The following is a 16,749-nucleotide window of genomic DNA, read 5'->3' on the forward strand; positions in this document are numbered from 1 at the left end:
GTAAAACAAGGAACTTCTGGAAAACTGGCCATTGTTATTAATATTATAATTGTAATCTACAGTGGGAGCTTACGAGCAGGCACTTGGCATCCATCACAAGGGAATCGACAAATGCCAATATGACCGGACGGAAAAATACCAAATCCCATTTCGGATATAGCACCAAAATATAGATATAGAAGGATTTGATATTTTAAATATTCAAAAAATAAAATGATATATTTTAGAGTAGGGAATAAACCCATATTTCCCAGAAAGGACAAAAATTTCCCAATACGGTACATTCTGAGTTTTCGGTAAGCATGCGTGACCAAAGGCAGAGGAAATTAAATTTAAGTGAGAAAATGAATCCTGCTTGGGATGACTTATATGAAAAAACTTGCTCTCAATTGAACATTTCCCTGGAGCCTCAAGCAAGCCTAGTTGCCTAGGCGGTGAGGATCAATTTGTAAACACACCGCAGAAAATATTTAGTTACTTGTAATTTCAAATTGCATTTTTTTATCAATTTTTATAAGTGAACTTAATTTTAATTTAATATATTAATAGTATACTATTTCTAACGACCTATCTTCTCGTTATGGACAGCTAGAGAACTAGTGCATCACTTAGTTTTAATCATTAAACGGGTTTGTCGCTGCGGCAAAGAATATGAAAAAGTAAATTACTTTTTCTTGAGACTTTAATTCGGCGAAGCAACTCGTGTAAAGAACTTTTCAACGAATTTCTCACTTGCCTCCTTTTAACTACATCTGAGCAATTGGAGTTAACATGGGCGTCATATTATTTAAAGTTCAAGGTGCTACAAATACTTCTGAAATAAAAAGTGAAAATCGACATCCTTTAACAGTAAAATTTTAAAATATTTTTAGTTTTTAGGTTTGCAGATAACTAAATTAATGTCGACTACAGATACAAGTTGTATATTACTTTTTTAGGAGTGAGGGTTATGAGAATTGAATCTTATATTAGGAAAGGATTTTTATTTGGAAAGTCTGTTGGAGGAAAATTTTTAAGAAAAATTTTTGGATCTCCCGGAGAATATCTAGGTATCTTTTTTGGTGGGTCCATTGGACTATTTTCAGGGCTTGTTGTTGCTTTTATCGATTTACTTAAACGCTCTATAGAAAAAGTAGCTGATTTATTGAATGATTACTCCAATTATATAGGTTCAAATCCGTTTTTTTGGATAGGCTGGGATTCTCCAGATGATTATTTTACCAAAGGTCTGAACATTATTTATGGAACAATAGGCCTGTTGATGGCCTTACCTCTTTTTATTATTACGAAACCTTTAGATTATTTGTTTGATCTAAAGGACACGACAAGCCAGGCTACTCTATTTTTAACCTGTGGTGTTTCTTTCTTCATAGCTGTTCCATTAATCATTTTTTCCTATCCTATAAAATTTCTCTCAGAGGGTTTTGTTACTATTTACGAGTGGTGTCATAAGGAATTTATTCATTTGGCTGCAGATAGTTATAAAAACCAACTGAGTGAAAATATGAGTTATAGGGAGCTAATGAAGTCCATGGAATCTCAGGACATAGATAAACCAGAATATAAAGAGAAATCAGGTAAACCAAAAAAATTGGCTAGAACCCTTTGTTCATTGTACCAAGATGACGTTTACAGGCAAACGATAAATGCCGATGCTGAACTCCGTATTTATGTAAAAACCATCGTAAAATCTTATTACCTCAAACATCATGGTATGTTTCCAAAAGATAAAAAAGATGACCAATCGAAAGGTCAGGAGTTAATTGAAAACTCAATTCCTGTGATGACTACAGAGGTGCGGTAAATGGCAAAAGAAAAAACTGATTTTGATTACAGAAATGTAATATATCGAGCAGGCACGAAAAGAAGTAGGGAATTTTTTAACTATCAATTACGTATTGGAATCGATACTAAATGGTTAGCTTGTGGTAATAACTCAGATATTGTTTTTGATATCCTCGAGCAGCTTTTAAAAAATCATCCTTTAATTAATTATTATAAAGTCACGGGATTAGCGAAATATAGAAGAACCGAAGAACTTGAAAAACCATTAAATAAGAACTGGCTTTATGGAACAAGAGATGAACGAGGATGCGATCGAGATCAAATGGGGAAAGAAGTTTGTATTTATCTTTTCAATGACTGCGATGTTAGTCAGCTACCCCAGCTAAAGCACTTACTTTGTACTCTTTGGCAAAGGTTGCAAGAGAAGAATGTTCCTCTAAGATCCTCTGTCGCTCCCGGTGACAAACCAATTTTATTGAATAACATTCCTACTCCATTTGCTTATACTTTTGAGCGTAATAATGAGTGGGAAACAAGACATGGTATTTTATGGAAAGATATTACAATTCATCCTGATGATCAGTATCCAAATCACGTATTAAATACAATCGAATTCTCTGCTCAAGATTTAAGTCAACACGGCATAGTATTCAACCCCCAAAAAGATTTCGAGGCCTTAATTAAACTCCATAAAAAATCCATAAGCATTTTCCAAGAAGAGGTCAATAAATTAATCGATTCTGATGAGATAGATTTTAATATTGATATATTATTTCAAAGGTTAGCTTCCTTAAATAAGGAAATAAAAGATGTATATCAAATAGGTTCTACAGAAGAACCATTATATGAAACAGATGAGGTTGTTAAAAACATTTATGCTAAGTTCCCAGGTAAAATGGAACATACAATTATACGTCGAAGCTCGATGATGGATGGTAAAAATGAATCAGAATTAAGAAAAGCTGTAAATCAAGAACTTTTGGATATAAAAAAAGATTACACATCTTTGCAACATCAACTGCATCCTAGTCTCGAAAGCGTTTTCAATAAAGTAACCGAAAATCTTGATAAGCTAATAAAAAAGAATCCTTATAAAATGCAAACGTTGTATTGTCGTTTGGTTCTATTAAATAAACAAGCTCTGGCCTTAGAAAAATATGAATTAGCAATATCGCCACCCAATGGTACATTAGCTGCAATTCAAAGCTATCTTAAGAATCGGAATAAGTCCACCATGAATATATTTTCTTTCTGGTTTGATTATGATCGAGGAAAAAACCGCGCTAATCTATTTAGAGGACTGCTCCAAAAGTATGCCCATGATAAACCTATATCTGATTTGCTTATTTATTGTTTATTGGCAAGTAATGATGGCAGCAATTTAAAACAGGAAGTCATAAGAACCCTCGGCTATTCAGATAGATCTACTGCTTTGCAAACATATAAATCTGAGTTAAAAACTTTATTTGATAATCCACAGCTTTTACAGCAATTAAATAAAGAAATTATTGCACCTATTATTTGGGCCACAAATACAAACGGATCATTACAACAAATAGAAGTAGTGATAAGCAAATTTTCCGAATTAGCCTCTATGAAAAACTTTTGTATACCAGGTTCATAGGATACATTGTGAATTTTCAGCAGAGCATCAATAAACGAGTTAACATGTAACCTATTGATTTTCAATTATCAATTATTGGGTCTTGTTGTTCTTATAAAGGCATGCAACCCAATAATGCCAGGCAAAGACTTACAAAAGGTGATTCAAAAATCTCAAGAGGAAGTAAAGGAAATTATCACTCTTCAGAAATTACTAATAATTGCTGCGCTTTTAATTGCTTATCTCGAGCTGTACCTGTTTGATAGTCAATGATTTGTACAAAAGAACTTTTGCCATTGACATAATTTTCTATATCATCATTGAATACTTCAGCCAGACAACATTTTAAAACAGAATAAGCTTTTGCATAGTCTTCATGCTTACGCATAAAATCCCTAAAAAATATATGACGTAAAATTTCTGTTGATCCCTGTTCAAACAAATGAATATTATGGGTTCTTTTATCTTTTGATTTCCAGTAGAAACGCCGCCCAGGAATACCCAGGTGATCTTTCAGTCCAAAAGCTCTAGTTCGTTGCCTGTAAGGTCATTGAGCGATCAATCAGAAATCAAGGTGCTTGTTATTTGCCTTTTAAATGAAATACAATCGCTCCTTTTTTCTTATTCAAACTTAGAGTACCAATTTTCATGTTGATATCCCTGACCAAAAAATACGATACCTCAAAAAAAGAGGAATACAACAAACTGTTAAAACATCTGAATGATTTAAAAACAAAGGATAAAAAAAAGGCTAATTTAGAGATTAAAAAACAGATTGAAGATTCTCTGTTACTCAATAAAACAGATCTTGAATTGTATAGCAAATGCACCCAAGAGGGGGAGATCATTCCACGATCTTTTAAAATGGAGTTTGTCAAAGATTATGATATGCAAACGACTACACGTCATTATCTATTTTTAAAGGGCGAATTTTATATTTTGCCTCACTCGGAAAAATCTGATGACGTCCTTTATGCATTAATTGATAAATACATCTATGAATCGATGCGTCATGATTTAACGGAAGAACCTTGCCTCAGCTTACGTGCCGCTATCAATAAATTGCGGCCTCAAAGCAAGAACCGTTCGCTGAATTATTTTAGCAGACTGCTTGCTCAACAAGAAACACTTGCTAAAACATATTATAGTGAATGTTTATCTGATGATTCAGACAGTGACGAGGAACAAGAGTTTATAAAAACACCCAAAAAAGAACGTGAAGCGAAAGATCTGCAGGCTAATATTTATCGTAATACTGCTCAAGCAGGTAAATTTTTCACGGCATTCAAAAATCATAAGCAAGTGAACGATACCACACCCAAATTGAGAGCTGACATCCGACGTCCTAGTAATTTCGCGCGAAGACAAGCCAAAAGCGATTTGAATGCTATTAATGATCGCTTAAAGGCTGGCCAGTCAGTTAACGATGAGTTTTTAGCATCATTAAATACCAAGTTTCTAGTCGCTCAATATCGCGGGATTCATTACGTAACAAGTCGATGGGATGCCGAAGCTCGGCGAGCACATCGTGAAATGGATGAAATGGGGAAACCGCAATATTCCAGTGCAGTTTTTAATGCAGAAGGAGTAGAAGGGTATCGTGATATGCTCAATAAAGAGCAAGATAATCCCGATTTTCATGTACATTTAACCCAAGCTGCTGTGGTAATACAAAACTTATTGATTGAAATGCAGGAAAGCGATCCTTGTTCTTTCAATGGGTACGCATATCAAAATCTGTTTTTACTGTTACAAAAACAATACTCAGCAGATTACGATGGATTTCCTAGCTGGCTAGATGCTGAATTGAAAAAAAGAAACAGTATTCTTGCGGGTTATCTGGAGAGCAGGGAGCGCCCCTTACTCTCAACCAGTGATGTTCCTAATCATGCATTAAAATATGCGTTTGGTGTAAAATTATACGAAGGCCATAAAGATGAGCGTTTACGTCCGCGCTGGAGAGAGAATTTGCGTGCTGAACGCCCTTACTCAGGTAAAGTGTATTTGAGTTTGCATCCTTTAAGCGATTATGCACAGCATAAGCCATCGCATCTTACATCCTTATTTAAAAAGGGGCTGATCACTTTGGGGAATGTAATCGTTGCCGAACGTGAAACATCCTTTTTGGCCTACATGCCTGAAGATCGAGTCGCTTATCATTTCAAAGCCAAATATCCGTCCTTTAGTGGTTCTTATAAAACGATATTTCATCATAAATACGGCATTAATAAAGAGATGTATCTAGCAGTGCAAGAAGCACTTAAAAAGCATGCTCCTCATACTGAAGAACGGAAAAATGTAATTAAGTCACTAGGGGACTATTTATCCGCATTTAATGAGGTACGCCTGGTTGATAAGGCGCAAAGTTTGGCAAGAGAACGAAATAGTGTTTTGATTTACAGGGATGAAAACGGCTATTTTAGTTTTGATTTGCCTGATACGCCGACCACTGCTAATAAACGCCTGGCCTCTATTATTGAAGCCGAACGTACTCTATATAAAACCATTGCCGATGGCCGGGGTAAGGTCTTGAAAACCATCAGCCGTGAGGTATTTGATGAAGAAGAGAAAAAGATTCGTTATGTGCAGCGGCATTTTAAACTATTACTCAAGAATGGGTATTCACTTACTGATTTTAAGTCTATAGATTTTGAAAAAATAGAATTAATTCATTGTGATTGTTTGTTGTCAGCTATCGCTGAAAATGAAGTCACTTTAGCTCAATTAACTGATTTAACCAGCGAACAGTTAGGTCTCATTTGTCAGGACGAAGTGATCGCTGCTATTGAGGATGATGCCGATGTTTTAACAACAATCTTATCATTTTCTGCTGATATGCTGGATTTTCTTGGCAATGAGCAATTCCTGGAGCTCTTGGAAAATCAGCATCTTTCTATTGATGATATCGCTTCCTTTGATTGCGACGAGCTGGCTGACCTGTTTGAGTTTAATAACCTGGAAAAACCACTTAGCGAAGGTTATTCCTTGGAACAATTGATAAATCTGCATAAAGAAGATGCTAATCATATTCGTTGTTTAACTACTGATGATATGACTGACATTGTATTGGATGAAGCGCCCGATGTGCCTGATTTAATCTTAAAGTATGCTGATGAGGACGGTGTTGATTTTGATTACATTCACCAAAATCTGTCTTATTCAGAACGATGTTTATTTAACTTATGTTTGAATGAATATTTTGATAGGGACAATTCTGCATCCGAATCTGAATATGGAGCTGACTCTAGTTCTGAAGATGAAGATTCAGATAGTTATTCTTTGTCTTAAATAATAGTTCCTTATGGTATGCCAAGGGGTTTGTCGCAAAATTTACAACAGGCGTAAGCCAAATTTATTTTGGGCGAACTCATGCAGCGAGTCTATAGAACTGTTCAAAAATAGTTTGATTGACAGAGTGAAGGTTTATTCTTATAAACATGATGCAAAAGTGCTTTATATCGATTATTGGGTAAGTTTACTGTTTCAGTGACTTTAACATCTGTGTTACCAAGTTGGTTATGAAAGCGATAAAAACTAGATAAGCAGCCCAGAATAACGTTTATAGTGGCAGGTTTTCTTGCCGCTTGGATTTCATGTAGATCAACTATCGGAGTTGGTTCTTTTGACTGTCTTAACCAGCCCACAAATCCAGCTAAGCTTGCAAGGTTAATGGTTTGCCAATTAAGTTGTTTATCAGCTAAATAATCCCAAAATAACTTCAAGCAATACACATAGCTTTTCACTGTACACGGTGACTTGTCTACATTATTTAGATAGCGAACAAACTCGGTAATGGGTTTAATCGGCAAGTGGTTGTCATCAAGAACTATCCATGTGACATCATAAGAACTCAATTTAATTTTTTGGACTTTCATAAAATACCTCAATGAAGAACGCGAATATACGCTTAATTTCTATCATTGAATACTATGAATACTACAATTAATTTAAGTCTGATTATCTATATTAAAAGAACCAAGAGGATGTCGTTCACAACGTTCATAACGATTAGGTAGTAAATATATCTCAGACATTTGTTTAAGTTCAATAGATATTAAAAATATATCTTAATGAATTTAGACTGTAAAACATTCAGTCTTATTATTGAAATAACATAGTAAAAAATTGTAAAATGTCCTTTTTTTGTGCTCCACGACTTATTGGAAGTATTATGAAAATAGCATTTTTTGTTAGTAGTGTAGGTGATACAGACTTAGCTTTAAAAACGATTAATGCTCTAGAGCATGATGTCCGACAAAAAACCGTTCTTATTTCACTAACCAAAGCTGCTCAACAACGTGTGGATAGCTTCCAATCATCATCATTAGTTAATAAAATATCACTTCTTGAAATTCTCCAATCTAACTCAGACTCCTTTCCTGAAGGGTTGTTAACTAAACAACAAATTAATATGGTAGGGCAATATATTCAAAGCCAACAGATTGATTATTCCTATTTTGGAGTACCATCTGTAAACAATGAAATTCCATTCCAGTTGGCAGAGTCTCTCAATATTCCAGTATTAATGGCTTATGAGTTTATGTTCAAGCCAGATAACCATTGCTTATGGAATCATGTATCTTCCTTAGGCAAAAAATCCAATGTTAAATGGGCTATCCCTTTGGACACAGCTAAAGAAGATTTTCAGGTTCCTGGTGATAGTCTATTCGTCACTGGACATTTAAGTATTGACAATGCTTATATACCAGGCTCTGGAAGTACAAAAAGCCCCAAGGAGCTCAAAGAGACTTTACGGGTTTCACCAGATAAATCATTAGCATTCATAAGCAGCACCACTCAACCAGTTGAAATCGATTCAGGCTTTTTGGATTGTTTATTAACAGAGTTAAAAAAGCATCCGAACATGCAAGTTCGTCTTGGTCTCCATCCCGGCATACAAAATTTGGATGTTTATTTAGCAGAGATTTTAAAGATCTATCGAAAACATCCTGAGATAAACGATCAATTTAAAATTATTTTACCAGATAGTATTGTGGGTCGGATTAAAGTACCTGAATTAACCATTAATGATCCTATTTACCAGAGTGCTTTTTTAAGGGTTAATATTACGGGGAATGAGGCTGCATCTGCTGCAGATAGAATCGCACAAGCGGTACCTGGTGCGCTACTGAATCAAGCCGTGTTGGAAGGCAAACCAACTTATTCGCATTTGGGAAAACCTTATTTGCCCCGCCAATATTTTACTAATACTATAGCTTCATTTTTTACAGCTGAGCATCAACCAGCTCGTTTGAAAGAAGACTTGGGATTAGATAAAAAAACGGCACCAGAAAAATATGCCGATATAATTTTGAGATAGGCCTAACTATTGAGGGTTAACCCTGTGTTGATAAAACTACGAGATAAATTGAGAGTGGTTTTATCAACACAAGGTTAAAGTACTACAATTGAACTAATCTTCTTTTTTATAAAGCGCAGCATATGCTACTTCGAGTTGTTTTTTTAATTCATCAATTTCCTGCCTCAACATTTTGTTTTGCTTGATGAGTACACTAATTTCCTTATCTTTAGTGATTAATTTGGCAGCTTGGTTTTTCATATAAAGATTATACCCATCTTCATTTTTGGCTTTAATAATTAATTCTTTTATTTCATCAGATGCATACAACCAGGTTTTTGAAACCTTAGCAAAACTTGCAACTGATTCAAAATTAATAGGTAATGATTGTTCTTCCATAGCTTTTAAAGCTACTAAAACCCGTTCAATAGTAGCAGCCCGTTTTCCACGTGCTGCTTCCTTTAGAGCCTTAATTTGATTTTCTGTGCCTTTATTCATCGCTTTAATTTTCCAATGTACTAATAATTAACTTTAAGTTGCTGGCTACTTCAGTATTCATCTCAACAATTCGTTGCCAGCCATTTTGTTTTGCATTTTCAATGACTTTAGCAGTTTCGTCCAGCTGGGATTTATGCTGTTTAAGATACTGCTTTGATGTTCTAAAGTGTGCGCAGGTTAAACAGGCATTAGCATGGGGGCATTTTTGTTGGGTGAGAGGAAGGGCGCATAAGCCATTGGGCAGGGCTTGGGTCATAATATTTTTCTTAAGCCAACGCGCATTAATCTGATCGTCGGAGGATTTAACCTTGCCTTGGATATCTATAAGCTTCTCCTGATAATCAGTAAAAGCAGCCTTCATAGTTTCATTATGAATATGGGCATAGCGTGCAGTCATCTCAGGTGACTCATGGCCAAGATAATGTTGAACCATTACCTGTGGCACACCAGAATTTATCATCTGGGTACCTATCGTGTGCCTAAATTGATGTGAAGAGAACTTCCATACCACCCCGTTGGTATCAATAATATTCTTTTCAACGGCAAGCTTGTTTAAAACTCTGTTAATATGGGGCGCTGAGACAGTAGGGGATTTTGATACGACGCATCCTGGGAAAAGAAACTGCAATCTGGAGGCTGTTTGTCTCAAGTATTCTTGCTGGGCCATAACAGCATCAACGCAAGCTTTAGAGATAGGAATTAAGCGAACCCTTTTAAGTTTATTTTCATTTACTCTAAGAAACCAATCACCATCATTATCTTTTTCCAGACAGTTAAAATTGAGATGGCAAACTTCACTAATTCGCCTGCCAGTTTCCATCAAAATGATAACAAAGCGCTGCATCCAATCAGTTAATCCATTAAGATGCATTTTTAACTGAACCAGCACCTCATTGCTGATGTACCGTGGGACAATTATCGTGCGTCGAGGAAGATCTGAATCAAATATGATAGGCTTTGCTGGCCAGTTTAGCCATTCCTCTTGTAAGGCAACCTGATAAAATAGCCTGATGTTTATTAATGTTATGCCTCTGGTCATGGGGCTTAAACCTTTTAATGATAGAAACCGAATAAAATCAACTATAAGTGCTCGGTTGATATTATTAGGGGCTAAGCTAATTTCCAGTGTTTGGAGGTAAGAATCCAGATGATTAAAACTTCTTATATATCCTCTACAAGTTGAAAAGCTTCTCGTTGCTGCCTGTAAACGTACGAATTTCATGGCTGCTTTTTTTAACCACGTAGTAGTAACATTTGAAAATGGTAAATAATATGCTCCTTGGCATGCAGCAGGGCTTAATCCTACATCACTAGCCAGCCAAACATCTTTATCAAGTAGGGCGTCATATTCTGATTGGTTACATGGATTATATGCTATTGCTTTCATTGGCCATTCTCCTGAGTGGAGATATAGTGCTTAAAGGCTTGTTTCATAGCCTTATTATCAATATGCGTATAAGTGTTTATTGTTGTTTGTATGCTTGCATGACCTAATCGTTGTTGTACCAACGCCATATCCCAGCCAGCATTAATCAACGATGAAGCATGCGTATGACGAAGCATGTGTGGACGAATATAAAAGCTACATTTTTCACTGAGAATACTAAATAGTTTTTTGACTGCTGAATAACGGAGCGGCTCATAGGAATTAAAGTTAATGAATACATATTCATTAAGCCTGTTTTGTTTCTTACTTCGTTGAGATTATCAATGCGATATTTGACGTGAAGGTCAATTACCTGGTTGGTGCTATTGATATTCCTTAGCCAGCCAACAAAACTGGCTAAGTTTGCCAAGTTTATTCTAGACCATTGTATTTGCTTTTCTGACAAGAACTCCCAAAACAGCTTCAGATGGTTAGCATAGCTTCGGACGGTACACGGTGACTTATCAACATTATTAAGATATCGAATGAAATCTGTAATTGGTTTAATCGGCAAATGATTGTCATCAAGAACCAGCCAACTGAAATCACAAGGACTTAATTTGATTTTCTGTACTTTCATTATTTACGCTCCAACGATAATGGCTAAATATATTGCATATATCTAACGTTGTGAACGGAAATCTAATTAGGTCTGATTATCAAAATAATCAGACTTAAGATATGCGGATTTGACTTGCGCTGTGATGTAAAAATAACAACGCCTGTGTATTAACTATGGCCTTTAAATGTCCCCTCCCATCTACTGCGCCTCTATTTTGAACCAGCCCCAGCAATTTCAGCTGTTTTTTTGTTTGCGTCTTACCCACTCAAAAAAGGAGAATATATAAGGCTAAAAAACCGCCTAATAATTGCCAAATTGCTGAAACAAATTTTCTTGGAATGGCATTGATAAATGTGGCAATTCAATTGGGTTGTCCGCAAAAATAAGATTACCATCTTGTGTAAGTGTAAAATATTCTTTTGACTTATTCGTCTTAGAGAGTTCGATACAAGCATGTTTAATTAGGTTTTCTTCTGTATTTGCTGGCTGTCGATTTAAATACGGGCTAGTTTTACCTTGCCTAATTAATAAGGCATCTTGCCAAAGTAAAGATTAAGCGCTGTTTTTCCATCTTTATCTTGTAATATTGGATTAGCACCCGCTCGTAAAAGTAAATTACTGATTACATCATATTGCTTTTCAGCTGCACGATGTAAAGCTGTTTGTTTGCTGCTAAGTCCTGCCGCATCAATGCCCCCTGTTTTTTTAACGATGTCTATTAATTTTATCGTCTCTTCTAAATTACCTTTAGCCGAAGCCTGTCGAATTGGAGGTTTGATGCATTCAAAGGATATTAAGAAAAAAGCAGAAAACCTATATAGGTTGTAGTATAGTCAATAAAATGATATCGCTAATAAAGCTAGCGATACATCTAAAATTAGTGACAGATAAATGGACCGATAGTTATGCAGCAAAGCCAGCTTAGCATTTAAATTGGATGGTTAAATCGGAGTATGAAATGGTTGGCGAGAAAGAACGATTTGGGGAAATTGATTTAATCCGCTTCTGTGCAGCTCTTTCGGTCATGATTTATCATTACCAAGCAAAATATATAGAAAATTCTACGGAAAACTCTGCTTTGGCTACTTGTCTATATAATTTCACTAAATTTGGGTACCTTGGCGTTGACCTTTTCTTCATCATAAGTGGTTTCGTGATTTTTGCTTCTGCTTCTGGGCGCACTAGTTTTCAATTTAGTATTTCTAGAATTACTAGAATATATCCAACATATTGGGTTTGCGTATCGATAACTGCTTTAATAGCAATTATTCTTGAGGGCACTGCAAGTCAAATTACTTTTAAATACTGGCTTGCCAATCTTACTCTTTTTAATACACGATTTGGCATTGAAGATATCGATGGGGTCTATTGGACTCTGGGAGTAGAAATCAAATTCTATTTCTTTATTTTTGTGTTGCTGGTGTGTAACCTTTTAAAATATTATAGGGTTTGGATAACTATATGGCTCATATTAACCATTAGTTTCTTACTTTTTAAACAACCATTCTTCTTAGGTTGGTTTATTTCACCTGAATATTCTTCATATTTTATCGCCGGGATTGTTTTTTTTCTCGCAACACGAGGCGGATATCAAGTGTTTCATATCATTATCCTCTCCATCACTCTTTTAATTTCCTCACTTAGAGCTATGGAGGCAATAGATGGATTTATATTGCATTATGGTGTTTCTGAGATAGACAGATTTATTGCTGTGGGAGTTGTATGGTGTCTTTACTTCCTGTTCTATTTAATTTCTATTCGTAAGTTTATCATGAGGGACACTGTATTTGTGTTGGCATTAGGAGGAATAACCTATCCATTGTATCTACTGCACAATCGGGCTGGTAAAAACATATATGATTTCTTTTCCGGGTCAACTCAAAGGCCTTTTCTTTTAATCTCGATCGCTATTTTAATGTTATTTGTTTCACTTCTCATTCATCTTTACTTGGAGCGAAAAATAGCAGATAAACTTAAGTTTTACTTAATTTCAGCAGGTGAAAAAGCGATTTATTTGTATAGGAAGGTAGATAGATAGTTGTCGGCTGGGCGGCTCAAATTTCACCACATAGATATTTTTATTAAGTACTTGCTGTTTAGATTTTAGCACTTTAAGATCCATGTCCCAAAAGGAAGATGATTGGGTTTATATTCTCGGACATTGAGATTAAAACCATCGATACAATTTGGATGTTCTTATAATCATTAACAAAAATAATATGAGGTTATAATAATGTTCAGTAAAATCAGAATATCCAGAACAAATCCGTCTTCTTTTAAAGAAGATATACCTGAAGATCTAGTCAAGGCAATTACTTATATGAAATGTGGTCGGTTGCAATCAGCCGAAAAAATAATTAAAGAGCTTATTGATATTTTTGAATATCAGTTTGAAGAATTAATTAACTCCCCTCTTCAATACCAAAAAACAAATAAACATACTCTATTTCTAAACGAAGTAGTAAAACTTTATCCTGATAACGACATGGATTTGATTGAAATTCTTCTAAGTAATGGAGCTAATCCATGTTTGGCTGATAGTGACATGATGTCGGCTATAACATTAGCTGCAGATATGGGTAAAAAAAATGTATTAGAAACTTTAATCGCCTCCACACTAAGATCATCAATGAAAATATAAACCCATGAGAGTTTAAATCCTGAGTTCGTGGGCTCCGTATCATGGAGCCCTGGCTACAAAACTACAAAAATAACATGTGACTCATTCATCACGAGTAATCAAATAAATCAATACAGCTAAAACCGCTATAAATAATCCAAACGATTATAACTCATTACTTTTAAAGAGCCCTATTTTCTCAATTTTATTGGCGCGATAGGCCTTAACAACATAGGGTCCCTTTTCTAGTTTTAGACAATAAACTCAATTTGACCTATTATAATACATAATATTTGTTTTTTATTCACCGAGAGCCATTGTTATGTCCAACCCACACTTAGAACAAGAGAATTTAGAAAAAAACAACAAGGAAGCGGCTTATATTCAGATGATCGTTAGTTTAGACAAAGAGGATCAATTAGCGGAAATTCTAATCATTGAAAGAGAAGAAGAAATTAAAAAAGATTTGATAAATAATTTGGAAAATGATGAGAATTCAGAAAAGGAAGCACTTGAAGATACAATGTTTATAAATAAACCTCAAAAAAAGGAAGAGGAAGAAGAAGAGCCTGAACTAATTGTTGCAGTTCTAGTTTATGATCCATCTGGCAAGATGCTCGCTTACAGTATAGGGCGAGGCTCTGCTTCAGATACTTTTCATGACATTTCTCATCTAAATATAAATAAAAATGATTTTAGCAAAGATATGTTGGCAACGATTCGAGCTGGTGGAATTGGGGCAGTTGAAGAAAAATATCCCGGAAGTAGAACTTATCAAGATAGTATGCTCGCAAAGTTCTTGAATCAAATATCAAAAGATCTATATGGAGATGATATTGGGCAACGCAAAGGGGAAAATGCACGTGTAGAACCAGCAAATAAAGCCGGAAAAAATGAACACGCACTACAAGATCATGAGAATATGGACGCTCCGCCACTCACAGCATTATCAGATACCATAACCCAAGCAAATAAATGTTCTAAGAGTTTTACTCTAGACATAGGGAATTCTGAAAGCCCTGAAATAGAGAGCAATGATTCAAAAGAAACTATAACACCACTTCTTAGGTAGTAATTAGGCATCAGCCATTTGCATTCTAATAGCGATTCAAGGATAAGCTAGTGCGTTATGGTTATCAAACAAGAGGGGGCAATACCCCGGCCCTCCTCGTCTAGAAGAAGATTTTAAATAATTGAAGATTTTATATTTATTGGTCCATTTGGCTCATCATCAGCAATAGGATTTTGATAAATATTAAATTTTACTAATATTGATGTTACTAAAGTATCAGATGGTACAGACAAAAGATTACCGATGAATTCGGTAAGAGTTTTTATAAATTCTGCAACAGAATTTTTCATTTCTTGAATATTATGGAACCTATCAATATCTTCATTGCGAATGTATGAAACATCTACGTTTTTAATGGTTTCAAACAAATGCTGAGGGTCTTTATGATGCCTTAATGCGTCTTTCATTAAACTTGAAATCTCAAGACAAGTATAACCACCATTTTCTATGAGTCGTTCTATAAAGCAAGCCACTTCATGTTCATATGCATCCTGAGTAAGGGTTTGTTTCAATAGTTGTAATCGTAGAATTTTATCCAGAAGTTTCGCATCCGTACTTGTGTGAGTCGGATCTACCCACATTCCTGTGGTCTTGTTTGTTATTAAGTTCTTTATAGAGAGTGAATGAGTGAATCCAGAACTATTGTTTAGGTTTTCATAGCACATAATAAAGTGATTATCTTTATATATTTCAAACATAAGGATTTCTATAAAAGTAAAAGAAAGTGCAGTTTATCATAAGATTATAAAAATGCTTATTTTGCGGACAAAAATAGATATTTGTTTTTGTCACCAAGTATAATTAAATTATACTTATTTTTGATTTAAAGGCTTCTGTTGATATTCATAGACAGAGTCGTCAGGAAATTCTATTGGCATACCTCCTGCTCCAAATAAAGAGGTTATTGAATTTCCTAAAGAAAAATCAGTATTCTCTTTCTCATAATAGCGATGGGTAATTAATGCTAGTTCTTCATCTAATATTTTATTTGCATCATTTCGTTCAGCCTTATCTGGCTCTTGATTTTCAGCTAAATTCAGTAAATTCCATAGATTGTAACGCAACGTTCCATATGAGTCATTGCTTAGATTTATTCGCTCTGCTTTAGCTTTAAAAGTACGACCTTGGTCATCTATCATTTCGCCAACTTCAGCCAATCCTCCTAATTGATGAATTATGCTAAGAAGCATCTTAATATCTTTAGTATTAAGAGTTTTGATGTCTTTAGCTTTAAATAATAATTTGTGAATAGCAGCTTCTGAAATTGAGACATCATGAGCGACTAAATAGCTAATCAACTGCAAATCCCTCGTTCTACAGGCGAGATCTAAAGCAAAATCTCCCATTGTATTAATAGGATAAGTAAATTCAACACCATGTTTTACGAGAATGTTTAGCATCGTGTAATCAATTGTTTTCTTAGATAAAACCGAGGATAAAGGAGATTGATTTGTGGGGGTGATAATTGTGTTAATGAAATCTGGGTATACTTTAAGCATCTCCTCTGCTTTTTCGTAGAAATTGTTATACACTGCATCAACAAATGTATAAAATTCAGGCTCAACACTATTGTGTTTTACATATATTACTTTAGGAGCAACACCCATTATAATCCTCAAATAAGGTACTAAATAATGTCAAACGAGATTAAAAAGAGTACAAAGAATCGATTACTCTGTCAATAAAAACTATATTATATCTTTTTTAACCCAATGAATTTACTACATAAAAACTAGCGATAACCATGCTGCCCTAAACAGGGGCAGGGCGATTTCATCAAAGTTTAAGAATAGAACAGATTGATATGAGAATTCCTAGATGTTTATTGAATTTTAAATAGACACTTTAAATAAGAAGTGATAAAAATCAGGCACCTACGTTTCC

Annotated in this window: 15 protein-coding genes and 1 pseudogene; 7 read left to right on the plus strand and 9 right to left on the minus strand. The window is 34.9% G+C overall.

Translation table 11 applies throughout. The features are described from left to right. Positions 1-949: 949 nt before the first annotated feature. Together ELY20_RS15315 and ELY20_RS15320 are read left to right on the plus strand one after the other, a co-directional pair. On the plus strand, positions 950-1,804 hold the full coding sequence (locus ELY20_RS15315; RefSeq protein WP_110144049.1) for a hypothetical protein: 855 nt from the start codon (positions 950-952) through the stop codon (positions 1,802-1,804). Beyond that, positions 1,805-3,409 carry a cytochrome P450 family protein gene (locus tag ELY20_RS15320; protein ID WP_110144048.1) on the plus strand — a complete coding sequence of 535 codons (1,605 nt, stop codon included), beginning with the start codon at positions 1,805-1,807 and terminating at the stop codon, positions 3,407-3,409. Between the two features lie 175 nt (positions 3,410-3,584). On the opposite strand, the gene ELY20_RS15325 is transcribed toward ELY20_RS15320, so the two are convergent. Next, positions 3,585-3,905: a GrpB family protein gene (locus tag ELY20_RS15325; protein ID WP_126955730.1), complete on the minus strand. Its 321-nt coding sequence runs from the start codon at positions 3,903-3,905 to the stop codon at positions 3,585-3,587. 131 nt (positions 3,906-4,036) lie between these two features. On the opposite strand from ELY20_RS15325, the gene ELY20_RS15330 reads away from it, so the two are divergent. Further along, positions 4,037-6,676 carry a hypothetical protein gene (locus ELY20_RS15330; RefSeq protein ID WP_110144046.1) on the plus strand — a complete coding sequence of 880 codons (2,640 nt, stop codon included), beginning with the start codon at positions 4,037-4,039 and terminating at the stop codon, positions 6,674-6,676. 104 nt (positions 6,677-6,780) lie between these two features. Here the strand turns inward: ELY20_RS15330 and ELY20_RS15335 are convergent, their stop codons facing one another. Then, positions 6,781-7,263 carry a site-specific integrase gene (locus ELY20_RS15335; RefSeq protein WP_110144045.1) on the minus strand — a complete coding sequence of 161 codons (483 nt, stop codon included), beginning with the start codon at positions 7,261-7,263 and terminating at the stop codon, positions 6,781-6,783. A 296-nt stretch (positions 7,264-7,559) separates the two neighbouring features. On the opposite strand from ELY20_RS15335, the gene ELY20_RS15340 reads away from it, so the two are divergent. Next, positions 7,560-8,708: a hypothetical protein gene (locus ELY20_RS15340; protein ID WP_110144044.1), complete on the plus strand. Its 1,149-nt coding sequence runs from the start codon at positions 7,560-7,562 to the stop codon at positions 8,706-8,708. A gap of 93 nt (positions 8,709-8,801) precedes the next feature. Here the strand turns inward: ELY20_RS15340 and ELY20_RS15345 are convergent, their stop codons facing one another. The 5 genes and pseudogenes from ELY20_RS15345 to ELY20_RS17215 form a co-directional block, all read right to left on the minus strand. Continuing rightward, the gene (locus tag ELY20_RS15345) at positions 8,802-9,185 is read right to left on the minus strand and encodes a DUF6262 family protein (RefSeq protein WP_110144043.1); all 384 of its coding nucleotides are present in this window, start codon (positions 9,183-9,185) and stop codon (positions 8,802-8,804) included. Between the two features lie 4 nt (positions 9,186-9,189). Further along, positions 9,190-10,572, minus strand: a complete 1,383-nt coding sequence (locus ELY20_RS15350) for a tyrosine-type recombinase/integrase (protein WP_110144042.1) — start codon at positions 10,570-10,572, stop codon at positions 9,190-9,192. Continuing rightward, positions 10,569-10,844: a tyrosine-type recombinase/integrase gene (locus tag ELY20_RS17045; protein WP_233590625.1), complete on the minus strand. Its 276-nt coding sequence runs from the start codon at positions 10,842-10,844 to the stop codon at positions 10,569-10,571. Before ELY20_RS17045 ends, ELY20_RS15350 begins: the two co-directional genes overlap by 4 nt. A 110-nt stretch (positions 10,845-10,954) precedes the next feature. Continuing rightward, positions 10,955-11,191, minus strand: a pseudogene (locus tag ELY20_RS17050) (site-specific integrase); the annotation flags it as partial. 506 nt (positions 11,192-11,697) lie between these two features. Continuing rightward, a complete protein-coding gene (locus tag ELY20_RS17215) occupies positions 11,698-11,967 on the minus strand; it encodes an ankyrin repeat domain-containing protein (RefSeq protein WP_110144056.1) in 270 nt (89 codons plus the stop codon). A gap of 164 nt (positions 11,968-12,131) precedes the next feature. On the opposite strand from ELY20_RS17215, the gene ELY20_RS15365 reads away from it, so the two are divergent. From ELY20_RS15365 to ELY20_RS15375, 3 genes are all read left to right on the plus strand, one after another. Then, on the plus strand, positions 12,132-13,211 hold the full coding sequence (locus tag ELY20_RS15365) for an acyltransferase family protein (protein WP_158618895.1): 1,080 nt from the start codon (positions 12,132-12,134) through the stop codon (positions 13,209-13,211). A gap of 195 nt (positions 13,212-13,406) precedes the next feature. Then, positions 13,407-13,814, plus strand: a complete 408-nt coding sequence (locus ELY20_RS15370; RefSeq protein WP_110144040.1) for an ankyrin repeat domain-containing protein — start codon at positions 13,407-13,409, stop codon at positions 13,812-13,814. Between the two features lie 301 nt (positions 13,815-14,115). After that, positions 14,116-14,865, plus strand: a complete 750-nt coding sequence (locus ELY20_RS15375) for a hypothetical protein (RefSeq protein ID WP_110144039.1) — start codon at positions 14,116-14,118, stop codon at positions 14,863-14,865. 113 nt (positions 14,866-14,978) lie between these two features. Here the strand turns inward: ELY20_RS15375 and ELY20_RS15380 are convergent, their stop codons facing one another. Then, positions 14,979-15,563, minus strand: coding sequence for a hypothetical protein (locus ELY20_RS15380; protein ID WP_126955731.1), 585 nt, complete (start codon positions 15,561-15,563; stop codon positions 14,979-14,981). A 114-nt stretch (positions 15,564-15,677) separates the two neighbouring features. Continuing rightward, positions 15,678-16,472: a Dot/Icm T4SS effector AnkJ/LegA11 gene (gene ankJ, locus ELY20_RS15385; protein WP_110144037.1), complete on the minus strand. Its 795-nt coding sequence runs from the start codon at positions 16,470-16,472 to the stop codon at positions 15,678-15,680. Positions 16,473-16,749: the final 277 nt, after the last annotated feature.

The sequence above is a fragment of the Legionella qingyii genome, assembly GCF_003990155.1.
Classification (GTDB): Bacteria; Pseudomonadota; Gammaproteobacteria; order Legionellales; family Legionellaceae; genus Legionella; species Legionella qingyii.